General features: G+C 50.3%; 30 protein-coding genes and 1 other annotated feature. Of the genes, 26 read left to right on the forward strand and 4 right to left on the reverse strand.

Annotation, left to right across the window (positions count from 1 at the left end; translation table 11 throughout):
* The first annotated feature begins 314 nt into the window (after nt 1-314).
* The 11 genes from JZI27_RS00005 to JZI27_RS00055 all read left to right on the forward strand — a co-directional run bounded on the left by JZI27_RS00005 (nt 315) and on the right by JZI27_RS00055 (nt 9,301).
* Nucleotides 315-1,091, forward strand: a complete 777-nt coding sequence (locus JZI27_RS00005; RefSeq protein WP_280206147.1) for a peptidoglycan DD-metalloendopeptidase family protein — start codon at nt 315-317, stop codon at nt 1,089-1,091.
* Complete coding sequence (locus tag JZI27_RS00010) at nt 1,084-1,923, forward strand: M50 family metallopeptidase (protein ID WP_280206148.1); 840 nt, start codon at nt 1,084-1,086, stop codon at nt 1,921-1,923. Before JZI27_RS00005 ends, JZI27_RS00010 begins: the two co-directional genes overlap by 8 nt.
* Before the next feature lie 107 nt (nt 1,924-2,030).
* Nucleotides 2,031-3,506, forward strand: a complete 1,476-nt coding sequence (locus JZI27_RS00015) for an Rne/Rng family ribonuclease (RefSeq protein WP_280206149.1) — start codon at nt 2,031-2,033, stop codon at nt 3,504-3,506.
* Nucleotides 3,507-3,558: 52 nt separating this feature from the next.
* Nucleotides 3,559-3,636: a sequence feature (ribosomal protein L21 leader region), on the forward strand.
* A gap of 10 nt (nt 3,637-3,646) precedes the next feature.
* Entirely contained in the window at nt 3,647-3,958 is a 312-nt protein-coding gene (gene rplU / locus JZI27_RS00020) for a 50S ribosomal protein L21 (protein WP_122907343.1), read from the forward strand.
* Nucleotides 3,959-3,973: 15 nt separating this feature from the next.
* On the forward strand, nt 3,974-4,327 hold the full coding sequence (locus JZI27_RS00025) for a ribosomal-processing cysteine protease Prp (RefSeq protein WP_122907342.1): 354 nt from the start codon (nt 3,974-3,976) through the stop codon (nt 4,325-4,327).
* 1 nt (nt 4,328) lies between these two features.
* The gene (rpmA, locus tag JZI27_RS00030; protein ID WP_122907341.1) at nt 4,329-4,628 is read left to right on the forward strand and encodes a 50S ribosomal protein L27; all 300 of its coding nucleotides are present in this window, start codon (nt 4,329-4,331) and stop codon (nt 4,626-4,628) included.
* Nucleotides 4,629-4,737: 109 nt separating this feature from the next.
* Complete coding sequence (locus JZI27_RS00035) at nt 4,738-5,319, forward strand: Spo0B C-terminal domain-containing protein (RefSeq protein WP_280206150.1); 582 nt, start codon at nt 4,738-4,740, stop codon at nt 5,317-5,319.
* Between the two features lie 17 nt (nt 5,320-5,336).
* Complete coding sequence (obgE, locus tag JZI27_RS00040; protein WP_280206151.1) at nt 5,337-6,614, forward strand: GTPase ObgE; 1,278 nt, start codon at nt 5,337-5,339, stop codon at nt 6,612-6,614.
* Nucleotides 6,615-6,622: 8 nt separating this feature from the next.
* Nucleotides 6,623-7,288, forward strand: a complete 666-nt coding sequence (locus JZI27_RS00045) for a PilZ domain-containing protein (RefSeq protein WP_280206152.1) — start codon at nt 6,623-6,625, stop codon at nt 7,286-7,288.
* Nucleotides 7,289-7,628: 340 nt separating this feature from the next.
* Entirely contained in the window at nt 7,629-8,078 is a 450-nt protein-coding gene (locus tag JZI27_RS00050) for a helical membrane plugin domain-containing protein (protein ID WP_122907337.1), read from the forward strand.
* 44 nt (nt 8,079-8,122) lie between these two features.
* Nucleotides 8,123-9,301, forward strand: coding sequence for an NAD(P)/FAD-dependent oxidoreductase (locus JZI27_RS00055; protein WP_280206153.1), 1,179 nt, complete (start codon nt 8,123-8,125; stop codon nt 9,299-9,301).
* A 62-nt stretch (nt 9,302-9,363) separates the two neighbouring features.
* Here the strand turns inward: JZI27_RS00055 and JZI27_RS00060 are convergent, their stop codons facing one another.
* Entirely contained in the window at nt 9,364-9,516 is a 153-nt protein-coding gene (locus JZI27_RS00060) for a hypothetical protein (RefSeq protein ID WP_183184749.1), read from the reverse strand.
* A 189-nt stretch (nt 9,517-9,705) separates the two neighbouring features.
* On the opposite strand from JZI27_RS00060, the gene JZI27_RS00065 reads away from it, so the two are divergent.
* The 7 genes from JZI27_RS00065 (at nt 9,706) to JZI27_RS00095 (ending at nt 17,139) form a co-directional block, all read left to right on the forward strand.
* Nucleotides 9,706-10,149, forward strand: a complete 444-nt coding sequence (locus tag JZI27_RS00065; protein ID WP_122907335.1) for an ACT domain-containing protein — start codon at nt 9,706-9,708, stop codon at nt 10,147-10,149.
* 21 nt (nt 10,150-10,170) lie between these two features.
* The gene (locus JZI27_RS00070) at nt 10,171-11,472 is read left to right on the forward strand and encodes a homoserine dehydrogenase (protein WP_122907334.1); all 1,302 of its coding nucleotides are present in this window, start codon (nt 10,171-10,173) and stop codon (nt 11,470-11,472) included.
* Nucleotides 11,472-12,554, forward strand: coding sequence for a threonine synthase (thrC, locus tag JZI27_RS00075; protein WP_251244186.1), 1,083 nt, complete (start codon nt 11,472-11,474; stop codon nt 12,552-12,554). The genes JZI27_RS00070 and thrC overlap by 1 nt, the downstream gene beginning before the upstream one ends.
* Nucleotides 12,551-13,471: a homoserine kinase gene (gene thrB / locus JZI27_RS00080; protein ID WP_251244185.1), complete on the forward strand. Its 921-nt coding sequence runs from the start codon at nt 12,551-12,553 to the stop codon at nt 13,469-13,471. The genes thrC and thrB overlap by 4 nt, the downstream gene beginning before the upstream one ends.
* A gap of 41 nt (nt 13,472-13,512) precedes the next feature.
* Entirely contained in the window at nt 13,513-14,376 is an 864-nt protein-coding gene (gene pheA / locus JZI27_RS00085; RefSeq protein ID WP_122907331.1) for a prephenate dehydratase, read from the forward strand.
* Between the two features lie 109 nt (nt 14,377-14,485).
* Nucleotides 14,486-16,096 carry a SafA/ExsA family spore coat assembly protein gene (gene safA, locus JZI27_RS00090; RefSeq protein WP_251244184.1) on the forward strand — a complete coding sequence of 537 codons (1,611 nt, stop codon included), beginning with the start codon at nt 14,486-14,488 and terminating at the stop codon, nt 16,094-16,096.
* Between the two features lie 11 nt (nt 16,097-16,107).
* On the forward strand, nt 16,108-17,139 hold the full coding sequence (locus tag JZI27_RS00095; RefSeq protein WP_251244183.1) for a phosphotransferase: 1,032 nt from the start codon (nt 16,108-16,110) through the stop codon (nt 17,137-17,139).
* Between the two features lie 50 nt (nt 17,140-17,189).
* On the opposite strand, the gene JZI27_RS00100 is transcribed toward JZI27_RS00095, so the two are convergent.
* On the reverse strand, nt 17,190-19,178 hold the full coding sequence (locus tag JZI27_RS00100; RefSeq protein ID WP_280206154.1) for a bifunctional 2',3'-cyclic-nucleotide 2'-phosphodiesterase/3'-nucleotidase: 1,989 nt from the start codon (nt 19,176-19,178) through the stop codon (nt 17,190-17,192).
* Nucleotides 19,179-19,366: 188 nt separating this feature from the next.
* Here JZI27_RS00100 and JZI27_RS00105 point away from each other — a divergent pair, with 188 nt between their 5' ends.
* Entirely contained in the window at nt 19,367-19,945 is a 579-nt protein-coding gene (locus JZI27_RS00105; protein ID WP_122907327.1) for a BofC C-terminal domain-containing protein, read from the forward strand.
* A 49-nt stretch (nt 19,946-19,994) separates the two neighbouring features.
* Here JZI27_RS00105 and JZI27_RS00110 read toward each other — a convergent pair whose 3' ends face one another.
* Both JZI27_RS00110 and JZI27_RS00115 read right to left on the reverse strand, forming a co-directional pair.
* Nucleotides 19,995-20,228: a hypothetical protein gene (locus JZI27_RS00110; RefSeq protein ID WP_280206155.1), complete on the reverse strand. Its 234-nt coding sequence runs from the start codon at nt 20,226-20,228 to the stop codon at nt 19,995-19,997.
* A gap of 16 nt (nt 20,229-20,244) precedes the next feature.
* The gene (locus JZI27_RS00115) at nt 20,245-20,658 is read right to left on the reverse strand and encodes a hypothetical protein (RefSeq protein WP_280206156.1); all 414 of its coding nucleotides are present in this window, start codon (nt 20,656-20,658) and stop codon (nt 20,245-20,247) included.
* A 130-nt stretch (nt 20,659-20,788) separates the two neighbouring features.
* On the opposite strand from JZI27_RS00115, the gene JZI27_RS00120 reads away from it, so the two are divergent.
* From JZI27_RS00120 to queA, 7 genes are all read left to right on the forward strand, one after another.
* Nucleotides 20,789-20,980: a hypothetical protein gene (locus JZI27_RS00120; protein WP_122907325.1), complete on the forward strand. Its 192-nt coding sequence runs from the start codon at nt 20,789-20,791 to the stop codon at nt 20,978-20,980.
* 170 nt (nt 20,981-21,150) lie between these two features.
* Nucleotides 21,151-21,651 carry a crossover junction endodeoxyribonuclease RuvC gene (ruvC, locus tag JZI27_RS00125; protein WP_122907324.1) on the forward strand — a complete coding sequence of 167 codons (501 nt, stop codon included), beginning with the start codon at nt 21,151-21,153 and terminating at the stop codon, nt 21,649-21,651.
* On the forward strand, nt 21,648-22,265 hold the full coding sequence (gene ruvA / locus JZI27_RS00130) for a Holliday junction branch migration protein RuvA (RefSeq protein ID WP_122907323.1): 618 nt from the start codon (nt 21,648-21,650) through the stop codon (nt 22,263-22,265). The genes ruvC and ruvA overlap by 4 nt, the downstream gene beginning before the upstream one ends.
* A gap of 4 nt (nt 22,266-22,269) precedes the next feature.
* Nucleotides 22,270-23,268 (forward strand): Holliday junction branch migration DNA helicase RuvB, encoded by a 999-nt coding sequence (gene ruvB, locus JZI27_RS00135; protein WP_122907322.1) that lies wholly within the window; start codon nt 22,270-22,272, stop codon nt 23,266-23,268.
* Nucleotides 23,265-23,483: a DUF2905 domain-containing protein gene (locus JZI27_RS00140; protein WP_122907321.1), complete on the forward strand. Its 219-nt coding sequence runs from the start codon at nt 23,265-23,267 to the stop codon at nt 23,481-23,483. Before ruvB ends, JZI27_RS00140 begins: the two co-directional genes overlap by 4 nt.
* A gap of 180 nt (nt 23,484-23,663) precedes the next feature.
* The gene (locus JZI27_RS00145; protein ID WP_251244179.1) at nt 23,664-25,757 is read left to right on the forward strand and encodes a SpoIID/LytB domain-containing protein; all 2,094 of its coding nucleotides are present in this window, start codon (nt 23,664-23,666) and stop codon (nt 25,755-25,757) included.
* A gap of 24 nt (nt 25,758-25,781) precedes the next feature.
* A complete protein-coding gene (gene queA / locus JZI27_RS00150; protein WP_251244178.1) occupies nt 25,782-26,810 on the forward strand; it encodes a tRNA preQ1(34) S-adenosylmethionine ribosyltransferase-isomerase QueA in 1,029 nt (342 codons plus the stop codon).
* Nucleotides 26,811-26,828 lie beyond the last annotated feature (18 nt).

The raw sequence follows: 26,828 nt of genomic DNA on the forward strand, positions 1-26,828 counted from the left end.
GCATGGATACGAGTACAAACTTTCGGATATCCTCTAACGCAAAAAGGCCCAGAGCTTCGCTCTGGGTTTTCTTAATTGTGTAAGAAAGTTTAATTGCCTCACCGTGCAAAAGCGTCCATGCTTAAACTTTCTGGAACCCATGAAACCTTCCGCTAAAACGTGTTCGCTCCTCCTTGAATAGGCCTCGGTAGAGGTATTTTTATTGTGTAAGAATTGCCTTCGATAGAGCTTGTCGGATTGCCCAGTCGCTACGTATAAAGCGAGTAGACAAGTCATAGGATGGTACAAATGGCACGTCTACGGAGGGGATTCGTTTGTTTAATGAAGTGGATCGAGTTAAAGAGAGGCGCAGAGAAAGAATGGAGCGCATCCGTACGCAGCCTCGTGATAGCTATGCACCCTTTGTAGATGATTGGAAAGATCCTATCGATACGCAGGAGGAACTGTTTTCGTTTTCGGGACGAGACCGGATGAATGAACAGCGTCCCGTCAACGAAAAATGGGGAATTCAAATTCTCGCGTCCCTGTTTTTGGTAGGGATGGCCTATGTTGTCTTTCAGACGACCTTGATTCCGCTAGCCTGGAAGGATTCGGCACGTGAAGTGATGACGCGTGATTTTAATTTTGCTGGGGTAGCGGACTGGTATGAAGCCAAATTTGGTTCGATTCCGACCATCTTGCCTGCTCTACCTGGACAGACAACGGCAGTGCCTGCGAGTACGGAAGGAAGTGCACCTGTCTGGAAGCTGCCTGCACATTGGAAGGTAGCAAAATCATATGAACCGGAGAGTGCCAAGGTCGTGCTAACCACCGGTATTTCCGATCAAGTCACGATTGGGGAAACAGGCTGGGTGGCGTTTGTAGGGGAAAAACCGGGGTATGGCACAACGGTGGTCGTCCGCCTGACGCAAGGACGGGAAGTGTGGTTTGGCAATCTGGATGGTGTCCGGGTAACGAAAGACGAGGTATTGCAGCCAGGGCAGGTGGTCGGAACAGCCCGTTCAGTGAACAATATGTCTCGCCATCTCTACCTGGGCTATGCGATTCATGAAGAATTTGTCAATCCGCTGGATGTGATCCCCTTTGAGTAAGGGGGGATGGTTCGGCTTTCGATTTCGCATCCATCTGCTGTTCTGGGTAGTGATCGGGCTTTCTGTCGCGACTGGTCATTTTCTCGAGGTGTTCACCCTGTTTGTGATCGTGTTGATTCATGAATTCGGTCATGTAGCGATGGCAAAAGAGCTTGGCTGGAAAGTAACAGAGGTTCAACTGCTTCCATTCGGAGGAGTTGCGACGATGGAAGATGCCTATGCCACAGATCCGCTGGACGAAATCGTGATCGCATTGGCTGGTCCTTTTTTAAATGTCGTCATGATGGCCCTCTCGTATTTGTTTTGGTTTGCTGGAATCTGGACGGAGGGTTGGGCACAGTTTTTTCTCGTAAGCAATGCCACCATCGCCGCATTCAACCTATTGCCGATATGGCCTTTGGACGGCGGGCGTATCCTCCAGGCTCTGCTCTGTTGGCTGATGCCGTACCGCAGGGCAGCGATTCTTTCCATATTGGGGAGTACATTGCTGGCTGGAATCATGCTCGGGCTATCGATCATCGATATGAAGATCAATCTGTTGGTGATCGGAAGCTATTTGCTGGCAGTCAATATCCAGGCATTCTTGCGTTTCCCCTATCAGTTCTTCCGGTTTCTGATGGAAAAGTACGTGCGTCAGCCGGCAGAGGAATATGCCGTTCAGGCTTTAAGTGTCAGACCCGATGAAACGGTTTTGGAGGTGTCACACAAGTTGCGCAGGGGGTCTGCCCATCTGTTTTACGTCCAAGGAACGGGGCTGCTGGGAGAGGAACAACTCCTGCACGCGCTGCTCTTTGAGCAAAAACATGATACATCAGTAGGTCAGCTCGTCTAGGTGGACGGGCATTTCTTTTCTTTTCCCCCAGCCTGTGATAGCATTACTTCCTATGAGTCCGGCTTTTTGGACGTGCGTGAACGGAATACATGTGGGGAGTGGCAGAAATGCGGCAGTTGGCGATAAGCGGTAGTGCCGAACAATTGCGGGTGGCGCTTTTGGAAGATGGGCGATTGCTGGAGTGGCGCACACAGGCAAACACAGAGGCAGCAGAAGGATGGGCAGGCGAAATTTTTCTCGGTCGCGTCAGTGATGTGCGCCCTGGTATCCAGTCAGCTTTTATAGATATTGGTCTTGATCGCAACGCGTACCTGTATGTAGATGATGCCTTGCCGAACGAAAAATCCTTGATCCAGGAAAAGGTGCGCGAGGGAGAAAAGCTCTTGGTGCAAATCATCAAGGAAGGCAGCGAATGGAAGGCACCTAAAGTGACGACAAAAATCAGTCTTCAGGGAAGGTACCTGGTGTTTCTCCCTTTTGAAAAGGAAATTTCGGTCTCCCGCAAGATCGCAAATGCGTCCGTCAGGCAGCAGCTGCAGGACGTTCTTCGTCCTTTGTTGACCGATACAGAAGGCTTGGTTGTTCGAACAGAGGCGGTCGATGCAGACGAGCACAGTCTGGCGAAGGAGCTGGCATATCTGCGCAGGCGTTGGCAGCAGATCGCTGGACGTGCGCATGAACAGGCACGAGTCGGTCAGATCAGTCTCGATTCGGAGTGGCTGGAGACAGCATTGCGCGAGCATTTTTCGAGTGAAATGGAAGAGATCTGGGTGGAGCATGCCGCCACCTATCAGCAGGTAAAAGAGCTGCTCGGTGTATGGGAGCCAGAGTGGCAGAGCAAACTTCGCTGGTACCAGGAGAAAGAACCGTTGATTAGTCGACTTGGCATCGAAGCGCAGGTACAGCAGGCCTTGCAAAGGCAAGTAGCTTTGCCTAGCGGTGGATTTTTGGTCTTTGACAAGACGGAAGCGATGACAGTGATTGACGTAAACACAGGCTCCTTCACGGGAAAAGGAGGACAGCAGCGAGAGCAGGCTGTCACGCAAATCAATCTAGAGGCAGCCAGACAGATCGCGATCCAGCTCCGGCTGCGCGAGATTGGCGGGATTATCGTCATTGATTTTATCGATATGAAGGAGCCGGCGAACAAAGAGCGGCTGCTCACGACCCTGAAGCGTGCTCTTTCCCAAGACCCTGTACCTTCATCGGTTCTGGGCATGACGGCGCTTGGACTGGTCGAAATGACGCGCAAAAGAGTTCGTCCGAGTCTGGCAGAACGCGTATCTATTACGTGCGAGACCTGCGGCGGCCGTGGCAGTGTCTGGTCGAGCGAAGAGATGGAGCAGCGGCTGTGGGATGAGGTGACTGCGCTGTCCAGGGTTCAGGATGCAGCGGCCATACTGGTGGAGCTGCCGACCCGACTGTATCATCATATCGATCCGAACGCAGGAAGAAAACAGTGGCCCGTCCAGCTGTTCAAACTGCACAGATCTACCCTGTGCGTCGATGAATACCGAATCCTGTACGCTGGGGACAAGCAGGAAGCGGAGCGTCTCTACCGCAGACAGACGCAAATCACTTGACTGGATGAATGCCACTGTGATAATCTATTGGTTGTCATACAGATATGCCTCGTGCATACTGTAACCGCACGAAGCAGGTAGACAAGACGTCGTTCGCGGCGCACCTGTATAGGCGAGTCTGAGTATAGGAGGTGCACACAGTGTACGCAATTATCGAAACCGGTGGAAAGCAATACAAAGTTGAAGAGGGTTCCGTTCTCTTCATCGAGAAATTGGCTGACAACGAAGGAGAAGCCGTTACTTTTGACAAGGTTCTCTTCGTAAGCAAAGACGGTAAAGTAACAGCAGGTACTCCTACAGTAGCAGGAGCAACTGTTACAGGCAAAGTAGAAAAACACGGTAAAGAGCGCAAAATCATCGTGTATAAATACAAGTCCAAGAAAAACTACCGTCGCAAGCAAGGTCATCGTCAACCGTTCACCAAAGTTGTGATCGAAAAGATCAACGCTTAATCTTTGGTAAATGAGATGGTAACCGTAAATGTAAAGCGAAACGAGCAAAACGGGATCGAAGAAATTACGATTTCTGGACATGCTAATGCGGGAAAACATGGCTCAGATATCGTCTGTGCCGCGGTTTCTGCGATTAGCCTCGGATTGATTAATTCAGTAGATCTGTTGCTCGGCTCAAATCCGGATGTTCAGTTTGCAGATAAAGAAGGCGGATTCATCAACTGGAAGGTTGGGTGTCATCAAGACCCGCTTGTAAGCGAGAAGCAGCAGCTTTTAGCTGAGAGCATGGTAGTCTCTTTGTTTATGATTGCTGAAACGAACGGACGATATGTTTCCATTCAAGATCCAAAATGGCAAGGAGGTGTCTGACATGAACTTTCGTTTTCCTGTAGACCTACAGTTTTTCGCGTCGAAAAAAGGGGTAGGTTCCACAAAGAACGGTCGCGATTCCATTGCAAAACGCCTCGGTGTGAAGCGTGGCGATGGTCAATTCGTGAAAGCAGGTAACATCCTCGTTCGTCAACGCGGTACGAAGATTTATCCTGGAGCTAACGTGATGAAGGGTGGAGACGACACATTGTTCGCAGTAGCTGACGGTGTTGTTCGCTTCAAACGTCTGGGCCGTGATCGCAAACAAGTTGTGATCGAGCCAGTAGCTTCCGAAGCATAATTTGATACAGAGAAAAAACCCGGCATAGTTGCTGGGTTTTCTTTTTGCCTGCTTCCTTTTGTGGTACAATAAGGAACAGATTAAATTCTTATCGACTTGGGTGAATGTAATGGGTGACGAGCGGCGACTGATCACGCAACAGACTGACGAACTGCTGACAGTACTGAATAGGCAGCGACACGACTGGTTGAACCACGTTCAGGTTCTGCTCGGCTATTTGCATTTGAACCGTACTGAACAGGGAGAAGCACATTTGAAACGCATCGCGGAGATGGCGATGCAAGAAAGCATGATTGCCCGTCTGGGTAACTCTCTGTTGTCCGTCTTCTTCTTGACATTTAATGCGCTGAACAAGGAAATGCTGTTAGATGTAGATGTGTGTGAAAAGGTGAATCTATCGCACATTGTGCTGGACGAGCAGTCCTTGTTTCAGATGGTGTCAGAGATATTATGCACTGTGAACGAACATGTAGCCCAGGATGGATACGAGCCAGCGAGTATGCAGGTTAGTCTGTTTACGGGTGAGTCTGGCGTTCATTTTCGATTTGATCTGGCCGGTGAATTGACTGTATCCGGATTGGACGAACTGGAAAAACTGGTACGTAAAAGCGAACAAAGTGCGGTGGAAGTCACCGAGTGGATACATACGGAAGAAGAATGGATCTTGGAATTGATTGTTCCATTCTCGTAAACGAAAGAGGTGACACCATGTTTGTCGATCAAGTCAAGATTTATGTAAAAGGAGGGGACGGTGGAAACGGAGCCGTCTCCTTTCGCCGAGAGAAGTACGTACCACTAGGTGGTCCAGCTGGTGGTGATGGTGGACGCGGCGGGGATGTTGTGTTTGTCGTGGACGAAGGGCTGCGCACTCTGGTTGATTTTCGTTACCAGAAGCACTTCAAGGCACCGCGAGGAGAGCATGGTCGTAACAAGAATCAGCACGGAGCCGGTGCGGAAGATTTGCTGGTGCGTGTACCGCCTGGAACGACCGTGATTGACGACGATACCCAAGAAGTGATTGCCGATCTGATTGAACATGGACAGCGTGCAGTCATTTCTAAAGGCGGTCGTGGTGGTCGTGGAAACACGCGCTTTGTCAATCCATCCAATCCGGCTCCACACATCTCGGAAAATGGTGAACCAGGACAGGAACGCTATATCAGAATGGAACTGAAGCTGATTGCAGACGTCGGGCTGGTCGGATACCCAAGTGTGGGGAAATCAACCCTTCTCTCCAGTGTAACGGCAGCCAAGCCGAAGATAGCTGCATACCATTTTACCACCCTGACCCCCAATCTCGGAGTCGTGGACTTGGGTGAGCAAAGCTTTGTCATGGCAGACCTGCCGGGTTTGATTGAAGGTGCTCATGAGGGAGTCGGATTGGGGCATCAATTCCTGCGCCACGTAGAGCGTACGCGCCTGATTGTGCATGTTATCGACATGGCAGGCGTGGATGGACGCGATCCTTACGAGGATTACTTGCAGATCAACCGTGAACTCAAGCTGTACAACCTGAAGCTGGAAGACCGCCCGCAAATTGTTGTTGCAAACAAGATGGACGTCCCGGAAGCACGGGAAAATCTGAAGCGCTTCAAGGAGCAGCTTCCCGATGTTCAGGTCTTCGAGATTTCAGCCGCTACCAGACAAGGTGTGCAGGAATTGATGTACGCAATCGGTGATATGCTGGCGACCATGCCAGAAAAACCGGCTGTGGAGGAAGTCGTTGAGGTCGAAGAGCGTGTGGTATTCCGGGCTGAAAAAGAACCGGACGCGTTTGAAATCAGCAGGGAAAATGAAGTCTTTGTCGTCAGCGGTGAGAAGATTGAAAAGCTGGTACGCATGACAAACCTGAACAGCTACGACGCAGCACAACGATTCGCGAAGATCATGCGCAGCATGGGTGTAGACAATGCGTTGCGAAAACAGGGAGCAAAAGATGGGGACACGGTCCGCATCGGGAAACTAGAGTTTGATTTTGTGGAGTGAGCGTGACTATGGCAGATGTTCCATCCTTACATCCTTTTTTGACAGATAAACGACTCCAGCGCGGCGGCGTTTTGCAGATGCTCGTCTCCAAACAGGTAAAGTCACCGATTCCGATCATGGTGGAACATGTCAAAGCCGGCTACCTCGTCGTCTCCTGTGAGTCCAATGAAAAAGAGAATCTGCAGCTGCTTGGTTCGCATGTGAGAGTTCGCTGGGAAACAGAAGCGAGCGTTCAAACCGTTGACTTTGAGGTCGTGCAGGAGCAGATCGTATGGCCGATCGTCCTTCTCGGCATGATCCCGCTTAGCGTTAGTGTGGAAGTGACAGCCAAGGCCAAGCAAGACCCGATTGCCCCTGATTATATTATTCAGGTCCCTTACAAGGTCATGGGTGCCAGACCGTCTGAGGAAAAAGGGGAGGGTGTCCTCCTGAAATTCTCTCCGACCCGGCTCATCATGGGGACAGATGGTTACATAGCCAAGGGAGATTTTATCAATCTTTCCTTCACAGTCCCGCACACCAAGCAAGAGGTTGTGGGCATGGCGAAGGTCGTAGAAAAGAGCTTCTCTGATTCTCAGGCTGTCGTAGAAATGATTTTTACTGACATCCATGAGAATAATCATTTGCTCATCAAAAATTACTATAAAAAGCTCTTGGAGACCGCTTCCTCTTAATGGAGCGGTTTTTCCCTTTGAAGTTCTGGTGAATAAGGTATATAGTATAGGCATAGAGAGTTAAAAATCGAGCCTGACCCGTTTTTTATGTGCACCTTTGTGAAAAAAAGAACAAAACGGTCATGACCGTTTCCCCCTTTCTTCGGGGGACAAATTGTTTGACTGCTTGCGTTCAAATCCACTTGAAAAACGTCGAGATGCTTCAATCCCCCGATCAGAGGGGACGTTTTTCACAGAAAATAAGCTGCAACGAATAATGGGAGAATGTCGGCTTGCGCTCACGTGAACAGGCATCTCGAGAAATCAACCTCTATTCCAACGCAAAGGAGGACGTTTTCCTATGTCTCAAACCACTCAACAAGCTGCTGCAGAAGTAGCCAGCACGGCTACGATGACGCCTCAGCAAACAGATGTGCTTGACCAATTGATGAAGCCGGAAATCCAACAATCACTGACCGTTTTGGTAGAAAACTTGCCCAAGCTGGCGGAAATGACGACAGTCCTGACCAAAACGTATGATCTGGTGCAAACGGTTGCAAATGACCGCGTCCTGATCGACGATTTGAAGGGCGGCATGGAAGAGTTCGTCAAACCGATTCAAGACAAGGCAAAAGGTATTGCGCAAGCAGCAATCGAAGCAAATGACCGTTCCCAGGTAGAGACGACTACAGTAGGGCTGTTTGGTTTGCTGAAAATGCTGAAAGATCCGCAAGTGCAAAAAACGTTGCGTTTTGCACAAGCATTTTTGGAAATCTCGGCAGAGCGCCAACAGCAGCAACAACAAAAGTAGTACGTAACCACATTACGACCGACAGACGGACGGAGGATTGAGCAATGGCGAAGCATATAGTAATTTTAGGCGGCGGTTATGGCGGTTTGCTCAGCGCATTGACCGCACGTAAATATATGACGGCTGAAGAAGCAACGATTACGGTGGTAAACCGTTTTCCATCCCACCAAATCATTACGGAATTGCATCGCTTGGCAGCAGGCAACCTGTCTGAGAAAGCAGTAGCCCTGCCTTTGGAAAAGCTGCTCCGCGGCAAAGATATCAATCTGATCGTGGATAACGTAGAAAATATTGTCCTGGACAACTCCCGCGTGACGTTGGCCGGCGGCGAGTCCCTCAAATACGATGCACTGGTTGTCGCACTTGGTAGCGAGACAGCATTCTTCGGAATTCCTGGTCTGCAAGAATACAGCTTTACTCTCAAATCGGTTGATGAAGCAAACAAACTGCGCGCCCATGTGGAAGAGCGCATCGTGGCTTACAGCCAAAGCAAAAACAAAGCGGACGCTACCTTTGTTGTCGGTGGCGGCGGATTGACTGGAATTGAGCTTGTTGGTGAATTTGCGGACATGCTCCCAGGTCTGTGCGAAAAAAATGGCGTTGAATTTAGCGACATCAGCCTCTACTGTGTAGAAGCTGGTCCTTCCATCCTGGCTGGATTTGCTCCGGAGCTGGTTGAACGCGCGAAGACAAGTTTGGAGAAACGCGGTGTTCAATTCCTGACTGGCGTAGCGGTTACAGAGATGAAGGAAACGACTGTTTTCCTGAAAGACGGCAGTAGCATCGAAACCACAACCATGGTGTGGACAGGTGGCGTTCAAGGAAACTCCGTAGTGGCCAACAGCGGTTTGGAAGTGAATCGCGGTCGTGCTACTGTGACAGAATTCCTTCAATCTACATCCCATCCGGAAGTATTCCTGGCTGGTGACAGCGCGGTTGTCATGGGACCTGAGGGACGTCCGTTCCCGCCAACCGCTCAGCTGGCATGGCAAATGGGTGAAGTGGTTGGACACAATCTCTTCGCTCACTTCAAAGGCTCCAAGATGAACAGCTTCTCTCCTGTATTCTCGGGTACCCTCGGTAGCTTGGGGCGCAAAGATGCGATCGGAACCATCGGTGCGAGCCAAATCAAGCTGAAGGGCACACCGGCTTTGTTGATGAAAGAAGCGAGTAACGTTCGCTATCTTGCTCATATCAACGGTCTTTTCGCTGTAGCTTACTAATTCGATACGATAACGGAAAACCCGGGAGAATGATCCCGGGTTTTCTGTAAGCAGTCTGCCCACTATCCATTGCCGCTTGGATCTTCCACGACATTTGGCGACTGAGCCATTTTTTTGCCTTTCATCTCATCCCCGAATTGATCCAGACTGCTCGGTTTTGCAGCGGGATGATTATTCCGGCGCTCAGACTTGTCGGATTTTCCACGTCCTGCCATTTCTTTCTCACCTCCTAACGAACGATTCGTTTTCTATTGTGCTCGTACGCACCAGCTGTCATGTAAGCAAGAGTGAACCGAATTAGCCCAACATGAAAAAATGTAGCTGTAAGGATTGTCACAAGGGAGACGATCCGTTATAATGTCCTCTATGAAGAAACAACTGTTTTTCTCAGGAGGACACAACGAGTGAAACGGGAAGAAAAGTTTTATTTGATTCGATCTGACATTCTGCCCGAGTCGATAACCAAGACGATTGAAGCCAAAAAAATGCTGGAATCCGGTGAAGTGGATACAGTAAATGAGGCAGTGGATCGCGTTGGGCTTAGTCGGAGTGCCTTTTACAAGTACAAGGACGGCATTTTTCCTTTCAATGCCATGATGAGCGAAAAGATCATGACGATTACCTTTTCGCTGGATCACATGTCGGGGTACTTGTCCAAGGTCCTGACGTACGTTGCGGATCAAGGGGGAAACGTCCTTACGATCAATCAAACGATTCCGCTTCAGGGAATCGCCGCTGTCTCCATGTCCGTCGATATGGCGCATATGCGAGTATCCAGCACGGAGTTTTTGGATGGGCTACAACAAATACCTGGTGTTCGAAAAGCCATGATCGTCGGACGAGGGTAGATCTGGATAGGAGGAAGAGAGATGGAGAAGCGTGTTGTAAGAGTAGGCTTGATGGGTTTTGGTACAGTAGGTACGGGAGTCGTTCGCATTATTTCCGCTCATCAAGAAGACTTGCAGAAACAGACCGGACTGGGGATTGAAATCAAGAAAATTTTGGTGCAGGATGCTGAAAAAGCACGGAGCATCAGATCCATGGAGAATATGCTTACGACAGATCCGGCAGAGTTGCTGGAAAACCCGGATATAGATGTGATTGTGGAAGTCATCGGTGGCATCTCGCCAGCGAAAGAGTACATTTTAGGAGCACTGGAGCACGGCAAGCATGTAGTGACCGCCAACAAGGATCTGATGGCGCTGCATGGAGCAGAAATTTTGAGCAAGGCTCAGGAAAAAGGCTGTGACGTGTTCTATGAAGCCAGCGTGGCAGGCGGCATTCCGATCCTGCGTGCTCTGGTAGAAGGCTTCTCCTCGGACCGCATCACGAAAATGATGGGAATCGTCAACGGCACAACCAACTACATCTTGACCAAAATGAGTCAAGAAGGCGCTGAATACGCGGATGTTCTGAAAGAGGCACAAGCATTGGGTTATGCAGAAGCGAATCCAACCTCTGATGTTGAAGGCTTTGATGCCGCTCGGAAAATGGCAATTCTGGCAACACTGGGCTTCCGTGTTCCCATGAAGCTGGAAGACGTGGATGTAAAGGGAATCAGCTCTGTGAGCAAGGAAGATATCGCCTATGGTAAACAATTGGGCTATGAAGTGAAGCTTTTGGGTCTTGCCCGTCGCGACGGTGAGGCTGTCGAGGTAAGCGTACAGCCGACGATGGTACCCAAATCGCATCCGCTTGCTTCTGTCAACGGCGTATTCAATGCCGTATACGTACATGGAGAAGCAGTAGGCGAGACCATGTTCTACGGACCCGGCGCAGGAGAGCTGCCGACTGCAACAGCGGTCGTCTCTGACCTCGTTACAGTTGTGAAAAACATGAGTCTGGGTGTAAACGGACGCGGCATGGTCGCTCCCTATAAAGAAAAGATTCTCAAGGACGACAGCCAGAAGCTGTCCAAGTATTTCCTGCGAATCGTCGTTGCCGACAAGCGTGGAGTCCTGGCAAAAATCACGCAAATGCTGGCTGATAAAAATATCTCCCTGGAGCAGGTCATTCAACAGCCGTACAATAACGGTTCACAAGCAGAGATCATCATGATTACACATCTCTCTTCGAAGAGTGACATGGACAGCGTGAGAAAGGATATGGAACAAATGGAGATCATCACGGAAGTGAAAAGCTGCTACCGTGTGGAAGGTGGAGATCAATAATGAGTTCAGACCGTCAATCCGGCATCATCGCACGTTACCGGGAATTTCTCCCAGTAACAGACAAGACACCGCTCGTTACCTTGCATGAGGGAACTACACCTCTCATTCATGCCGCCAATCTCTCCAAACAATTGGGAATTGAACTGCATGTCAAATACGAAGGGTTGAACCCGACAGGCTCCTTTAAAGACCGCGGCATGGTGATGGCTGTTGCCAAAGCGGTAGAGGAAGGCAGCACGACGATTATGTGCGCTTCAACGGGCAATACCTCGGCAGCAGCAGCAGCCTATGCGGCGCGTTGTGGCCTGCGTTGTATCGTCCTGATTCCAAGTGGCAACATCGCATTGGGGAAATTGGCCCAAGCGATTGCTTACGGGGCTGAAGTCATTGCCATCGATGGCAACTTCGACGAGGCGCTGAATATCGTCCGCGATATCACGGCAGAAGAGCCGATTACACTCGTCAACTCTGTCAATCCATACCGGATTGAAGGACAGAAGACGGCAGCATTTGAAGTCGTGGATGCGCTTGGTGACGCTCCGGACATTCTGGCGATTCCGGTTGGAAACGCAGGTAACATCACGGCGTACTGGAAAGGCTTCAAGGAATACCACGCCGCTGGCAAAGCGAACAGCCTGCCGAAGATGTACGGATTCCAAGCGGCAGGAGCTGCTCCTTTGGTTCATGGAAAGCCAGTACCAAATCCGGAAACGATCGCTACTGCCATTCGCATCGGTAATCCAGCAAGCAAAGATGGAGCATTAAACGCAATCAGCGAGTCAAATGGTCTTGTAGATAGCGTTACGGACGAAGAAATTCTGGAAGCGTATCAGTTGCTAGCGAAGAGTGAAGGCGTGTTCTGTGAGCCTGCTTCTGCTGCATCGTTGGCAGGGATTCTCAAACTGCACAAGGCAGGCAAGCTTCCAGCGGGCGCGAAGGTGGCATGCGTCTTGACCGGAAACGGCTTGAAGGATCCGAATATCGCGTTGAAGCTGGTTGGGGAAGAACCGCGTTCAGTTCCTGCGACACGCGAAGCTGTCATGAACCTTGTACGTCAACACGAGAAAGAAGTGTCGTCATGAGTAAGCTCGTACGCGTAACCATCCCAGCTAGCACGGCTAATCTGGGGCCTGGATTTGACGCGCTCGGCATGGCTTTGAAATTGTATTCGGTTGTTGAGATGCGTTTGAGTGATCAGACTGAAATTGAGATCGTAGGGAAAGAATTGCAGGGAACGCCTACAGACAAAAGCAACCTGCTGTATGAAATCGCCGTTGATTTGTTTGAAAAGGCCGGGCTTGCTGCGCCGGAACTGTTTATCCGGGCATCCAGTGATGCGCCGCTGACGCGCGGACTGGGGAGCAGTGCGGCTGCGATCGTTGGTGCGTTGGTTGCAGCCAATCACCTGGCTGGTGAACCATTTACCCGCGATCAGCTTTTTGAGATGGCAGTAAAAAAAGAGGGACATCCCGATAACGTAGGAGCTTCCCTCTTTGGCGGAATCATCGTGGCAACAATGCCAGAGACAGAAGGCGAACAAATCCCGTATATCACACTGGCACCGCCAGAGGGACTGAAAGCCTTGGTTGTCATCCCGGATTTTGCCCTGTCGACAGAAAAGGCAAGGAACGTTTTGCCGCAGGTGTACAGCAAGCAGGATGTCATATATAATGTTGGTCATAGCAGCTTGCTGGTGGCCGCATTGGCACAGGGCAGGCTGGACCTGTTGGGACAAGCGATGGGGGATCGGCTGCATCAGCCATACCGTGCAGAGCTTGTGCCCGGCCTGAAGGAAATCCTGGAAGCAGCGACGCGCAATGGAGCGGTGGGTGCCGCTTTGAGTGGAGCAGGACCAACCATTCTATGTCTCACAGCATCGGATTCGGAGCGTGAGCAGCTTCAGTCGTTTGTAGACAGGGTAATGAAAGGCCACGGCATTTCGTACCGAATGATGGTGTTAGAGCCGGACGATCATGGCGTACAGGTAGAAATCCATTAGATAGAGAGCTGACAAAAGCTCAACTGGATAGGAGAAACGTCATGGAGAAGAAACTTGCCTTTCTCGGACCTCACGGCACTTTTACGGAACAAGCTGCACGTGCCTTTGCGAATGGGCAGGCGCTGAAGCCAGTGCCTTACCCTAATATTATTGAGATTTTAAATGCTGTTAACCGCCATGAAGTCGAGTATGGTGTCGTCCCGATGGAAAATTCGATTGAAGGCACCGTCAATATGACGATGGATTGGCTGATTCACGAGGTAGACCTGCCGATTTTGGGTGAACTGGCGCTGCCGATCACGCAAAATCTGTTAGTGGCAAAGAGGGACAATCCCTTGCCGCTGTCAGATATTACACGCGTCTTGTCGCATCCTCAAGCGATCGCGCAAAGCCACAACTTCCTTCGTGAGAATTTGCCGCAGGCGTCTATCGAGTATGTGAACAGCACAGCATTAGCAGCACAAACAGTCAGCGAACATCCTGATGAGCCGTGGGCAGCCATCGGCACAGGATTGAATGTTGAGCTATACCCGTTGCAATTTGCTCAGGAGCAGATTCAGGATTTTTCCAACAACTATACCCGATTTGTTCTCGTAGGTCGTGAGCCACTGGATATGCCTGCGTCCGAACGTGAAAAAACGACTATTCTGGTTACGTTGCCTGAAGATTTTCCAGGTGCGCTGTATCAGGTACTGGCCGCCTTTGCTTGGCGGAAAATCAACCTTTCTCGAATCGAATCACGCCCGACGAAAAAAGCCCTGGGTAGCTATTACTTTGTGATTGATATCGAACAAAAAATGGATGAAATCTTGCTCCCTGGCGCTTTTGCCGAAATCGAGGCGATCGGCTGTCAGGTGCGACAGCTAGGGACATATCCTTTTTATTTGCATCAGACCAACTCCTAATGAGTTGGTTTTTTCTTTTTCCGGCTCTCCAACAAAGATAGGCTTATCAGGAGCAAAACGCCCATGTGTGCATACGATGGTAGGGAGTTTCCGCAAGGGAGGAGAAACAGTGAGAATTCATGTAGTACAAAAAGGCGATACCATGTGGAAAATCGCCAAGAGATACGGCGTCGATTTCAAAGAATTACTACGCTTGAATAGTCAAATTAAAACTCCCGATACCCTATACCCTGGGGCGAGGGTAAAAATCCCGGCCAAGGGTGTTCCTGTTCGCCCGAGAAGAACCAACCCCCAGCAATCAGGTGAATCAACACGAGTTAAGGAAAGACCCATACCAAAAGAAGAGCCGGAAGTCCCCTTCGAAATTGAAAGAAGACCGATTGAGATGGAAGAAGAAGAGGTAGAGCCGGAACCGGAGCAGGAAATCCAGATGGAGGAAGAGGAAGAGATTGAAGAAGAGATCGAGCCAGAAGTAGAGGAAAAGCCGAAGTCAAAGGTCAAGTCCGAAATGGAAATGCGGCCTGCTCTCCCTCCTCATGTAGAGCGTCCGGCAGTAGAACGGCCCGTCCCAACCCTGTCTCCACAAATGATCACGCCACCTGCTCGACCCATGGCGCCTCCACCAATGCGCCCCAATATCTCGCCCTACATGACACCAAACTTGAATCAACCGATGATGCCACCCGTACCGCCGATGCAAGTACGCCCGCTGCAACCAACCATGCAGCCCAACATTCGACCTACAGTGGCACCAACCATTCGTCCTACAGTAGCACCGACTCTAAAGCCTACTGTCAGTCCACAAGTTCTGCCGACACTGCCGCCAACCAAATTAAGCCCAATCAAGCCACCAGTACGTCCCACTCAGATCAGTCCAATTCAACCGAATCAGTCACCGGGTCAAGTGAGCCCACTGCAGCCGAATCGGCCACCGAGTCAGGTGAGTCCACTGCAGCCGAATCGGCCACCGAGTCAGGTGAGTCCCCTGCAGCCGAATCGGCCACCGAGTCAGGTGAGTCCCCTGCAGCCGAATCGACCACCGAGTCAGGTGAGTCCCCTGCAGCCCAATCGGCCACCGAGTCAGGTGAGTCCCCTGCAGCCGAATCGGCCACCGAGTCAGGTGAGTCCCCTGCAGCCGAATCGACCACCGAGTCAGGTGAGTCCCCTGCAGCCGAATCGGCCACCAAACCTGCTCAGTCCATACCAGCAACCGATGGCACCTTTGCAACCCATGATACCGTTCATGCCCATGATGCCTCCGCCTCAATTGAGTCCTTGGCAACGGCCGATGATGCCCTGGCAGCCGATGAGACCATTCATGCCGATGATGCCTCACCACCGTCCGGCACCCTGCCCGCCTTGTGGCTCTTCGAGAAGACCGATGTACCCAATCGGACCAAGCGTGATGCCAAATATGATGCCAAATATGATGCCAAATATGATGCCAAATATGATGCCTTATTGTCCACCTTCTCACCGTATGCCGCATGGCAAGGTAAGACCCGATTATGATTCTTCATCCTCATCATGTGAGTGTTCCCCTGACAGTCCTGAGTGGAAGCGCAAGTCATCCAGACGTTCCCGAAAAGGCCGCGGTTCGTATCAGTATCATCCTGCAAGCATGACGACGTCCTCTCCGACATCAGCCATCACCGACAAGTCCGACCAGGTGATATGGCCAAACTGGGGAGACGGTCATGATGAATCTTCTTCCTATTAGTTGATTCGGCTATGAACAAAGGACTGATACCTTCTCTTGAAAAGGCGTTTCGCTGTCAAGTATTGGGGGTAAAGCCAAAGCGAAACGTCAATCTGCTCAAAACGGACCGGGGCTACTGGATCATCAAGGGATACAAGGATCAAGAAAAAGCTCGATGGGTAACAGAATTAGCGCAAGCATTGAGAGAGAAAGGTTTCCTCCATACGGTTCAATATGTATCGGATACTGGGGGTTCTGCCATATTTCCATATGGTGATCGCTTTTTCACTATTATGAAAATGATCGACGGACAGGAAGCTGATAATTCCTCCCTGTATGATGTCAAGAAAACAGCAGAGACGCTTGCTCGCTTCCACCTCGCCGCGCAAGGTTTTCCGGTGCCACACAGATCCTACGCATATGAGGGAACACCAGCCATGCTCGATAAATGGGAAAGTCGGCTGGAGCACTTTGAGCGCATTACCTGGACGATCGATCAGAACGGTCCGCAAAACAGAATCGAACAGATTATTCAGCAGATGGCTGAGCATGTTATTCGTGAAGGTCAGGAGCTTTTGCATAACGCCTACAAGCTGCCGCTTACACCAGAAATGTTCATGGCGATGGAGCGAGGAACATTAGCCCATCGTGACGTAGCCAGCCACAACTTTCTCTTAACAAACAAGGGAAACTGTTACCTGATTGATCTGGATACGGTCGGACATGATTTGCAAATCGTGGATTTGGTTCAGCTCATGTCAAGGATGCTCTTGATGCAGGAGTATCGACTTCAATCATTTGTGGAAGCAATCGAGGCCTACAGCAAGATCAACCACCTCAGTGACACGCAAATCTGGATGGTTCATCAGCTGCTGCGTTATCCGGATAATGTGCTTCGCGAGATTACGGGTCTGTATAATAATCGGCCGGGTTATCATATGCGCGGTGTTCAACAGCTGGTGCAACTGGAAGGAAAGCTCCAGCATCAGCGCAGCATGTTCCTGGAAGCGGGTGACAAGATCCTGCAGCGATCTCCCTGGGGGAACTATCACTTTGTTGGATGATGAAAGAAAGAAGCTGACGGCATTGGCCATCAGCTTCTTTTGTGTTTTGCTTATTTGGAGGCTGGCTTGGAAAGATCGATGGAGTATTTTGCAAAGCCATCTTCCTGTGCAGCGATGAATTTCAGGTTTGGCATTTTGTCAGCGAATGGTTTTGCATCAGGCGAAGTAGTGAATGTCAGGTTTACATTGCCTGTGATCGGCGCAAAAGACCAGTTTTCGTCAGCAGCCGGATTGATGGTTTTTTCACTCAGAATGTAATTGATCACTACTTGGCGATTTTCATCCGGAGAGTTGATGATGATGTTGGAACCATCCAGGCCAGGGAAGCTGCCGCCGCCGCTTGCACGGTAGTTATTGGTCACGACGATGAACTTGTCCTCTGGATTGATTGGTTTGCCGTTGAAGCTCAGGTTTTGAATACGATGAGAGTCAGCGTTAGCCAGTTTGCCATCGATTGCATAACGGGAAGGTTGGGTAACGTCGATTTGATACGATACACCGTCGATCACGTCATAGTTGTAAGTAGGGAACGCTTCGTTGATCAAAGGTTGTTCCTCGGTTTTATTCGCATCAATTTGGTTGAACTGACCAGCAGAGCGCTCGAGCCACTCTTTTACATCAGAACCTTTTACCAATACAGCATTGACAGTATTGGGGTAGATGTACAGGTCGGATACGTTTTTGATGGCAATGGTACCAGCAGGGATGTTGGTGTAATAGCTGGAACCATTACGACCGCCTGCTTTGAACGGTGCACCGGCAGAGAGGACAGGAATTCCATCATACTCGGTACCTTTGATATTGTTTTCTACATACCATTTTTGTGCGTTGGTCACGATCTGGATAGATGGATCGTCCTGTACCAGTGCAAAGAAGCTGTAGATTGGAGAAGTGGTGGTACCTACTGCGGAGCGTACCCATTCAACCGTATGATCGTGATCTTCCTTCACAGCATCAACCAGGGATTGGTCGGCATCCGCAAGAGAAGCTTTGTTGGCTTTATCGTAGATCGGCAGATTGGAAGTTGCAGATTCTGCTACAGACCATTTGCCGTTTTCTTGTTTCAGCGTCAAGTCAATGACACCCAGGTGGTTACCCCAGTAGCCAGGCATAACAGCAGGCTTTCCGTTGATCGTACCTTTTTCGCCGTCGACACCTTCAATTCCCTCGTAGCCAGGTCCTGGGAATACAGAGTGGGAATGGCCGAACAAGAGCGCGTCAATGCCTTCCACTTTACTCAATTGGTAAGTAGCGTTTTCGTTATCCAGACCAGATTCTACTGGGCCGATACCGGAGTGAGGAACAGCGATGATGATGTCAGCACCCTTTTCCTTCATCTCAGGAACAAACTTCTTGGCTGTCTCCACCATATCTTTGGCAATGACGTGGCCTTCCAGATTCGCTTTGTCCCATTGCATGATTTTTGGAGGTACGAAGCCGATCACGCCGACCTTCAGTTGAACATCTTTGCCGCTCTCGTCTTTAAAGGTACGGTCGAGAATCAAATAAGGCGTATACTTGTTTTTGTCGTTGTCGGGATTGCCGTCCTTGTCGTCAATGTACACATTGGAGTTGACGTACGGGAATTCTGCACCAGCCAGACTGCGCTCCAGATGCTCCAGACCGAAGTTGAACTCGTGGTTACCGATGTTTCCAGCGTCGTAGTCAAGCAGGTTCATGGCTTTGTAGACAGGGTGGACTTCTCCGTCTTTCAACGGGTCAATCTTTGCTACATAATCGCCGAGCGGGTTTCCTTGGATCAGGTCGCCGTTATCGATCAAAATGCTGTTTTTTGCTTCCTCACGAGCTTTCTTGATCAATGTAGCCGTTTTTGCCAGACCAAACTCATCGGTTGCTTTATCTTGATAGTAATCGTAATTGACGATGTTGGTGTGGATATCTGTTGTTTGCAACAGACGGAGTTTGAGGGTAGAGCTCGTTTCTGCACTTACCGGAGTGAGAGGAAAGGCGAGAGCGCTGACAACCAACGACGTACTGAGAAAAAAGCTTGCCAGTGATTTTCTGCTTGGCTTCTTCATTTCTTTTTGAATACCTCCAAATTAACAAATATTTCATTCAAAAATAGTTTACCATCAGAAATCCAAGATTGGTAGATTTTCATTATTGATTTGTCGTAAATATGAGAATTTTGAATGGAGGATAGGTATGTAAGCTCTTTTCACTGGCAAAACTAGGAAAAAAGTCTAGTGAAGGGGTTCATCGTCATATGAAGAGAAAATGGATGGTATATGCGTCCTGGGCCGCCGCTTTGGTCACAGGGTTAATCGTGGGTATTGTCCTTATGGTGCAACCTGGTACAAATAAAACAACAGGGATCGCGCAGCTGCTGTCAGGTCAGGCGGACAAATCCGCCATAGCCATGAGTAAATCGTACGGATTGGTCCTCACACGCACGTATTTGTGTGGAGTAAGGGATGAGGAACATAAACCCGTCTCTTTGGATCGGCTGCCGGATGTGATGGTTGATTACAAGGGCTGGGAAATCGTTTCGGCTGATGCGTCAAAATTGATCCTGTTAAAACGGGAGCATGATCTGTCGCCTGCATGCAAGGAAAACGGTCACTTTGGGATCAATGAAGACGGAATGCTGACTTTGTTCCACGGTCTTCCCAAGGAGCAAGAAGTGGTCCAAGCCTTCTATCGAATCAACACGGCAAAAATGGAGGCAAGCTTATCGAAGGAAGAGGTCGACAATCTGAAGCGAGGTATTCGCATCCGAGATCTGGCGGAATACAACAGCGTTTTGTCTACGTATGGAGAATTTCAGCTAAGTGAAGAAGAATAAAAAGGGCTGCCCAGGCTGGACAGCCTTTTTGGTTTGTGTTGATACAGGGTTATTCCATTTCGACATGAACGATTTGCCAACGTTCCCAAGGTGCCCGACGGTGCAGGAGAAAGAGCCAATGACCTGATTTATCTCGACCGGATTGCGCTACGTAATCAACAGGAACTGAAATGGCGACGAAAGAGAGGCCTTCTGCCGCAGCAGGCGCGATTTCCTTCGGACGCTTGATCGATTTCACGTAGAGGAGAGCTTCGGGCAGAGACGCTTCACCAGAAGTCGTCATCCGAAGCGTGTGCTCATCATGCTCGTTCAGTGAGGTAAGAAAATAGGGGATTTCCAAAGTGAGCTTGTTCTACGATTTGAACGTACTGCTCGATCTGGTGCTTGACCTGATCCGGGATGATGAGCATGGTTTTTCGCTCGGCATCAAACAACCGTCCATCATGATCGTATAGATAAGTACGATGGTGCATGGTCATTGAGGCGCGAATCCAGTGTGGATGAAAGGCAGTCTTCACAGGCCTGGCGCGTAAAACCTGCTTTGTAAAAGTCTTGTCCGCATGAAAAGTGATACTCGATAAAAAGGAAGACTGGGGCGATACGAAAATGGTGATGGTGACATCCAGTACCGAGTTAGCCTTCGCGATGGGTGCAACCGGCAACACCCAAAGAAACATACAGAGCAAGAAAAGTACTCGTGCCACGATACGCAACGGGCATCACCTCCACTCCGTAGTCTGCGCTGATTATAGTAGGCGAATAGCTGCAAATCTTGCCAACATAAGCGAATGCGGGTTACGCCATACTGATTTCATACGGCGGTCTAAGGAGGGTACTTTTCGCATGGGTTCAATGCCGAGAGGAAGCTACAAGGACCAGTTCCACCAGCGTTTGTACGTCCAGCTCAACCAAGGTCACAACAAGCTTGATTATCGCCGAATCAATCTGATTCGCGATGAGATGCGAGACAATGTGGACGATTATGCACACATGCTGCATGATGAGGCTGATCAGCTTGGAATGAACAAACACTAGGTGACGCCGTACAACCCGCTCTTTACGAGGAGCGGGGTTTTCTTTTTCCTCCTACATCCTGGATGTGGAGACCCGTGGATATCTTATGGAAATACACGTTCGCTTTTGCAGTGCTTTGTGATACAGTAGATAAAGAATCTTTGCATCTTTTGCACGTTGGAGAGTGGGCTATGCGTATTTTAGGAATTGACCCGGGGATTGCCATTGTCGGCTTTGGCGTGGTGGATAAAGAGGGAAGCCAGCTTCGCCCCGTGCAATATGGCAGTATCCAGACGGAGGCAGGATTGCCTGTGCCGCTTCGACTGAAACAGATCTTCGAGGCGATGCAAAGTCTGCTCGAGACGTACCGTCCGGATGAAGTGTCTGTGGAAAAGCTATTCTTTAATAAAAATGTGACGACAGCTTTTACAGTCGGCCAGGCGAGAGGTGTCATTTTGCTTGCCTCCGAGATGGCGGGAGTGCCTGTCTATGAATATACCCCCATGCAAGTCAAGCAAGCAGTGACCGGCTACGGTGGAGCAGAGAAAAAACAGATACAGGAAATGACCAAGCTCTTGCTTCGGCTCAAGGAAGTGCCAAAGCCTGACGATGTAGCGGACGCATTGGGAATTGCCATTACCCATGCACAATTCCGCGCTTTCATTTCGATTTCGGAAGGGGTTCGCCGATGATTGATTTCGTAGAAGGCACGTTGTGCTATCTGGATTCAGAATACATAGTGGTGGAGGCAAACGGGATTGGTTATCGGATCTTCTGTCCCAATCCTTATCAATTTGTTCGTTTCGAAGGGAGCAGGACTCGGCTTCATACCCATCATCATGTTCGGGAAGACGCTATCCTGCTCTACGGCTTTGCCAGCCGTGACGAACGTGACTTGTTTCGCAAGCTGCTTGACGTCACCGGGATTGGTCCAAAAGGCGCACTGGCCATCCTAGCGGCAGCGACCCCAGAGCAAATCGTCATGGCAGTTCAACAAGAAAACGTCACCTATTTAACGAAGTTTCCGGGTATCGGCAAAAAGACGGCACAGCGCATGATCTTGGATCTGAAGGACAAGTTAGTAGGCTATACACCTTCCGCGTTCTTAGACGTTGCAGCTGGAGAGCTGGCGCAAGGGGAAAAGGCAGTGTCGGCACTGAACGAAGCGCTCGATGCGCTGACTTCTCTCGGCTATTCAGACACAGAGCTGCAAAAAATAAGAAACGCGCTATCTGAAAAAGCAAAGGGTGGCGATGGCGTAGAGTCGCTCATCAAGCAAGGGCTGGCTTTGCTCATGAGGGGGTAGAATCATGGATGAGCGGATCATTACGACGCATATGAACTGGGAAGAGGATGCGGCGGAGCTGAGCCTTCGTCCGCGTTATCTAAATGAGTATATCGGTCAGCAGCAGGTAAAGGAAAACCTGAAGATCTTTATTGAAGCGGCCAAAATGCGCAAAGAGTCGTTGGATCACGTGCTGTTGTACGGGCCACCAGGACTGGGAAAAACCACGCTGTCGCAAATCATCGCCAACGAAATGGGCGCCAACATCCGCACCACGTCGGGACCAGCTATCGAAAGGCCAGGAGATCTGGCAGCCATCCTGACCAATCTGCAAGAAGGGGACGTTCTGTTTATCGATGAGATTCACAGGCTCAACCGCAGTGTAGAAGAAGTGCTCTATCCAGCGATGGAGGATTTTGCGCTGGACATCATCATTGGCAAGGGGCCGAGTGCACGCAGTGTCCGACTGGATTTGCCGCCTTTTACGCTGGTGGGGGCAACGACCCGGGCAGGGATGCTGTCTGCACCGCTTCGAGATCGATTTGGCGTCGTCAATCGATTGGAGTTTTATACGGTGCCGGAGCTTTCCTTTATCGTGTCGCGTGCGGCAGATATCCTGCAGGTGGAAATTCGCGAAGGGGGATCTGAGGAAATCGCCAAAAGATCCAGAGGAACCCCGCGTGTTTCCAATCGCCTGCTCAAGCGTGTGCGCGATTTTGCGCAGGTGAGAGGAGAAGGTGTCATCACGACGGAAATCGCAAAGGAAGCTTTGGAAAGACTACAGGTAGATGCGTGTGGGCTGGATCATATCGATCACAAGCTGTTATTGGCGATTATGGAACGTTTTGACGGAGGGCCGGTCGGGCTGGACACCATCGCGGCTACCATTGGGGAAGAATCTCAGACGATTGAGGATGTGTGCGAGCCTTATCTGATGCAGATCGGCTTTATGCAGCGCACGCCGCGTGGACGTATTCTGACGCCAAGCGCGTATCAACACTTTGGTCGGGAGATGAAAGCATGAATCCGATAGCCAAGCTTTTGATTATCGGCGGTGCCGTTCTGATCGTGATTGGTTTGCTTTGGCAAGTGGGAGGGCGTTTTTTACCGCTGGGTCGTCTGCCAGGGGACATCGTGGTAGAAAAGGAGAACGTAAGGTTCTATTTTCCGATTGTCACCTGTATTGTCATTAGCATTGTCCTGTCACTTGGCATGTATCTGTTTAGACTGTTCAAATAGGCAATCGCATTTACAGAAAAAACCATTGGGAGCACTCAATGGTTTTTTTATTTGGAAGAACCCTCAGCGTCCCTTGAAAATCACCAATGGAGGGCAGGAAAACACCTCCGCATGTCGAAAAACTTGGTAGTTAACGCCAAATTTCGACGAAACCAGGTGAAAGGAAGGACGAGGGACGACATGTGGAAGAAGTGGATGGGGAAAGTCCTTACCGCTGGCCTGATCACAACCATGCTTCTCGGTGGACAGATGCCTGTGGAAGCAAAGAGTAAAGATATACGTGTAGCGCTGTTCGTTGATGCGGGAACAGGCTACAGGGGAGTAGTTCCTTCAATAACGCTGACCTCTGAAAGCGGAATGGATGTGACCATCTCCAGCCAGGAGGGAAGCGAGAAGCTGCCGGATATGGATGGGGATGCGGTACGCTTTCGGCTGGATCAACTTCATTTGATCGTTACGGAGACAGCGGATTGGAATCATGCGCAGCGAGTGGCTCAGCAATTGAGCCAGCGCAAATACGAAGGGACCATTCAAAAGGTGAATCGAAATGGTCAGCCGACCTATCAGGTGGTCAGCGGTACTTTTGGTACCTATCAGGCGGCTTCTAATCAAGCCCAAACTGTGGCCCAGGCGACGGGGCAAAGGCCTGTCATAAAAGGACCTCTGCGATTGGAGGCGGGAAAATACCGCAGCTTGCGTGAGGCAGAGAATTGGAAGCAAACCTTTGAGGATGCGGGTTACGCTGCCTATCCGGTCCTCATTCAAGACGGAGGAAGAGAAGAATATTCCCTCTGGGTGGGGGACGAGGTGAGCAACGAAGCCCTGCAAGCTCTGAAAAGAAAAGTTTCTTCAGATATTCCCGGCTTTTCCTATCAGCAAGCAAATGCCTCTTCTTACGTTATTTTCAAACAGGATGCGTACGGATCTGCTCGAGACACGATCAGCAAGCTCGTCTTTTCTCCAACATCCAAACTGATTGCCGAGCCCAAGCGATCTCGCGGGGTGGAGGTGTTGGGGGTTGTTGAACGTGACCAGCGTACGTATCGCGGCAAAATGGAGCTGTCCTCCTACAAAGGCTTTCTGACTTTGGTCAACGAATTGTCAATGGAGGAGTACCTATATGGAGTTGTGGGCTCCGAGATGGCACCAGGCTGGCCTTTGGAGGCGTTGAAGGCCCAGGCAGTCCTGGCTCGAACCAGAGCAGTAAGCTTAGGCAACAAGTACGGTATCGCGAATCTGTCAGACACCGTATATGAGCAAGCTTATTACGGCTATGGAAAAGAATCAGCAGACATTCGGGAGGCAGTTGACGATACCAAGGGTGAAGTCATTACCTACCGTGGAAAAGTAGTGGAATCCTTGTACTACTCCAACGCGGGTGGCATGACGGCAGATGGACGTGAGGTTTGGGGGAATCCGGTTCCCTATCTGAGACCTGTGGAGAGCGAGGATTATGGCCCAATGGTGCAAGCAAACCGTTGGTATCAGGTGTCGCTTGCCGATGGAAAGCTGGGTTATGTGCGGAGTGACCTGGTGCAGGAAACCGGCTTTACCAACGAGATGGGGCTTAGAGAAGCGATTGTTTCAACGGACAATACGAATTTGCGCTCTGGCCCAAGTACAGCCTTTCACCGCGTGCTGTCCACGCTTCCCTACGGCGCTGCGATCACGATTCTGGCAGAAGAAGCCGAGGAAAATGCTTACTCCTGGACGAGAGGTCCTTATACCGCAGAAGAAGTTGCTGGAATGATCAATACGAGCCAGGATAAAAACAAGGCTCCGCGTATACCTGGGGCGATTCAGTCCTTAGAAGTGACGGAGAGAGGGCCGTCGGGACGTGTGATCGAGATGGAGGCCAACGGGCAGACCATTGTCGTCTCTTCACCTGACTCCCATCGTTCTATCTTCCAGCAAGGAGGAAGCACGCTGCGCAGCACCAAATTCGATGTGGAACAGATGGGGAGCATCGTCATTCTCGGCGCCAATGGCAAGCAGGTGCGATACCAGGCTGGAGCAGGCAATGTCCAGGCCGTGGGTGTGAATGACTATTACTCCCAATCGGCAAATGGCTATAATGACCAGTTCCTGCTTTATACGGGCAATGGAGAATGGCGAACAGTCAGTAAATCACCGCTCTATCTGTTCCGAGGAACCGGCTTTGGTCACGGTCTTGGCGTTTCCCAGTACGGAGCCAAGGCTATGGCAGAAAGTGGGTATGACTACGAAGAAATTCTGCAACACTACTATCAAGATGTGGCGATCGAGCGCCCATGATCTGGAATAAAGGAGCAACGACTTGTGGACGTGCAACAATTTGATTTCGAGCTACCCGAACATCTGATCGCCCAGCATCCTTTGGAGGATCGGACTTCCTCCAGGCTGCTGGTGCTGAACAAGGAAACAGGAGAGATTCAGCATCAACGCTTTACGAATTTGATTGACCATCTGGTTCCCGGAGATGTGCTGGTTCTCAACGACAGTCGTGTACTGCCTGCGCGGCTGATCGGTGAAAAAGCGGAAACCGGGGCGAAGATCGAGGTGCTTTTGCTCAAATCACTGGGTGACGACCGATGGGAAACCCTCGTAAAGCCAGGTAAACGGATGAAGCCAGGAACCATCGTGACATTTGGAAACGGACTGCTTCGTTGTGTCTGTGAAGAAATAACTGAGACAGGGGGGAGGATTGTCCGTTTCTCCTACGAAGGCATATTTTATGAGATACTGGAGCAACTGGGCTCCATGCCGCTCCCGCCATACATCCATGCTCAGTTGGAGGATCAGGAGCGCTATCAGACGGTTTATGCGAGGGAACGCGGTTCAGCGGCAGCCCCTACAGCCGGTCTTCATTTTACAAAAGAGTATTTAGAGCAGATCGCCGCCAAAGGTGTGCATCTCGCTACGATCACCTTGCATGTAGGCTTGGGCACCTTTCGTCCAGTGGCTGCCGATACGGTAGAGGAGCATGTTATGCATGCAGAATACTACGAGATTTCACAGGAGACAGCTGATCTTGTGAATGCTGCCAAGGAAGAGGGAAGAAGGGTGATCGCTGTCGGGACTACCTCCTGCCGTACGCTGGAAACAGTGGGAAGGGACCACGGCGGAAGGCTTGCTGCAACGAGTGGCTGGACAGACATCTTCATCTACCCGGGTTATACGTTTTCGATCATCGACGGGATGCTCACCAACTTTCATCTGCCCAAGTCAACGCTGGTCATGCTGGTGAGCGCACTAGCCGGAAAAGAACACATCCTGCATGCCTATAATACGGCTGTGAAAGAGGAATACCGTTTCTTCAGCTTTGGAGATGCCATGCTGATTCTGTGACAAATTGTGTATATTATT

The sequence above is a fragment of the Brevibacillus sp. AY1 genome (genome assembly GCF_029870785.1).
Taxonomy (GTDB): domain Bacteria; phylum Bacillota; class Bacilli; order Brevibacillales; family Brevibacillaceae; genus Brevibacillus; species Brevibacillus invocatus.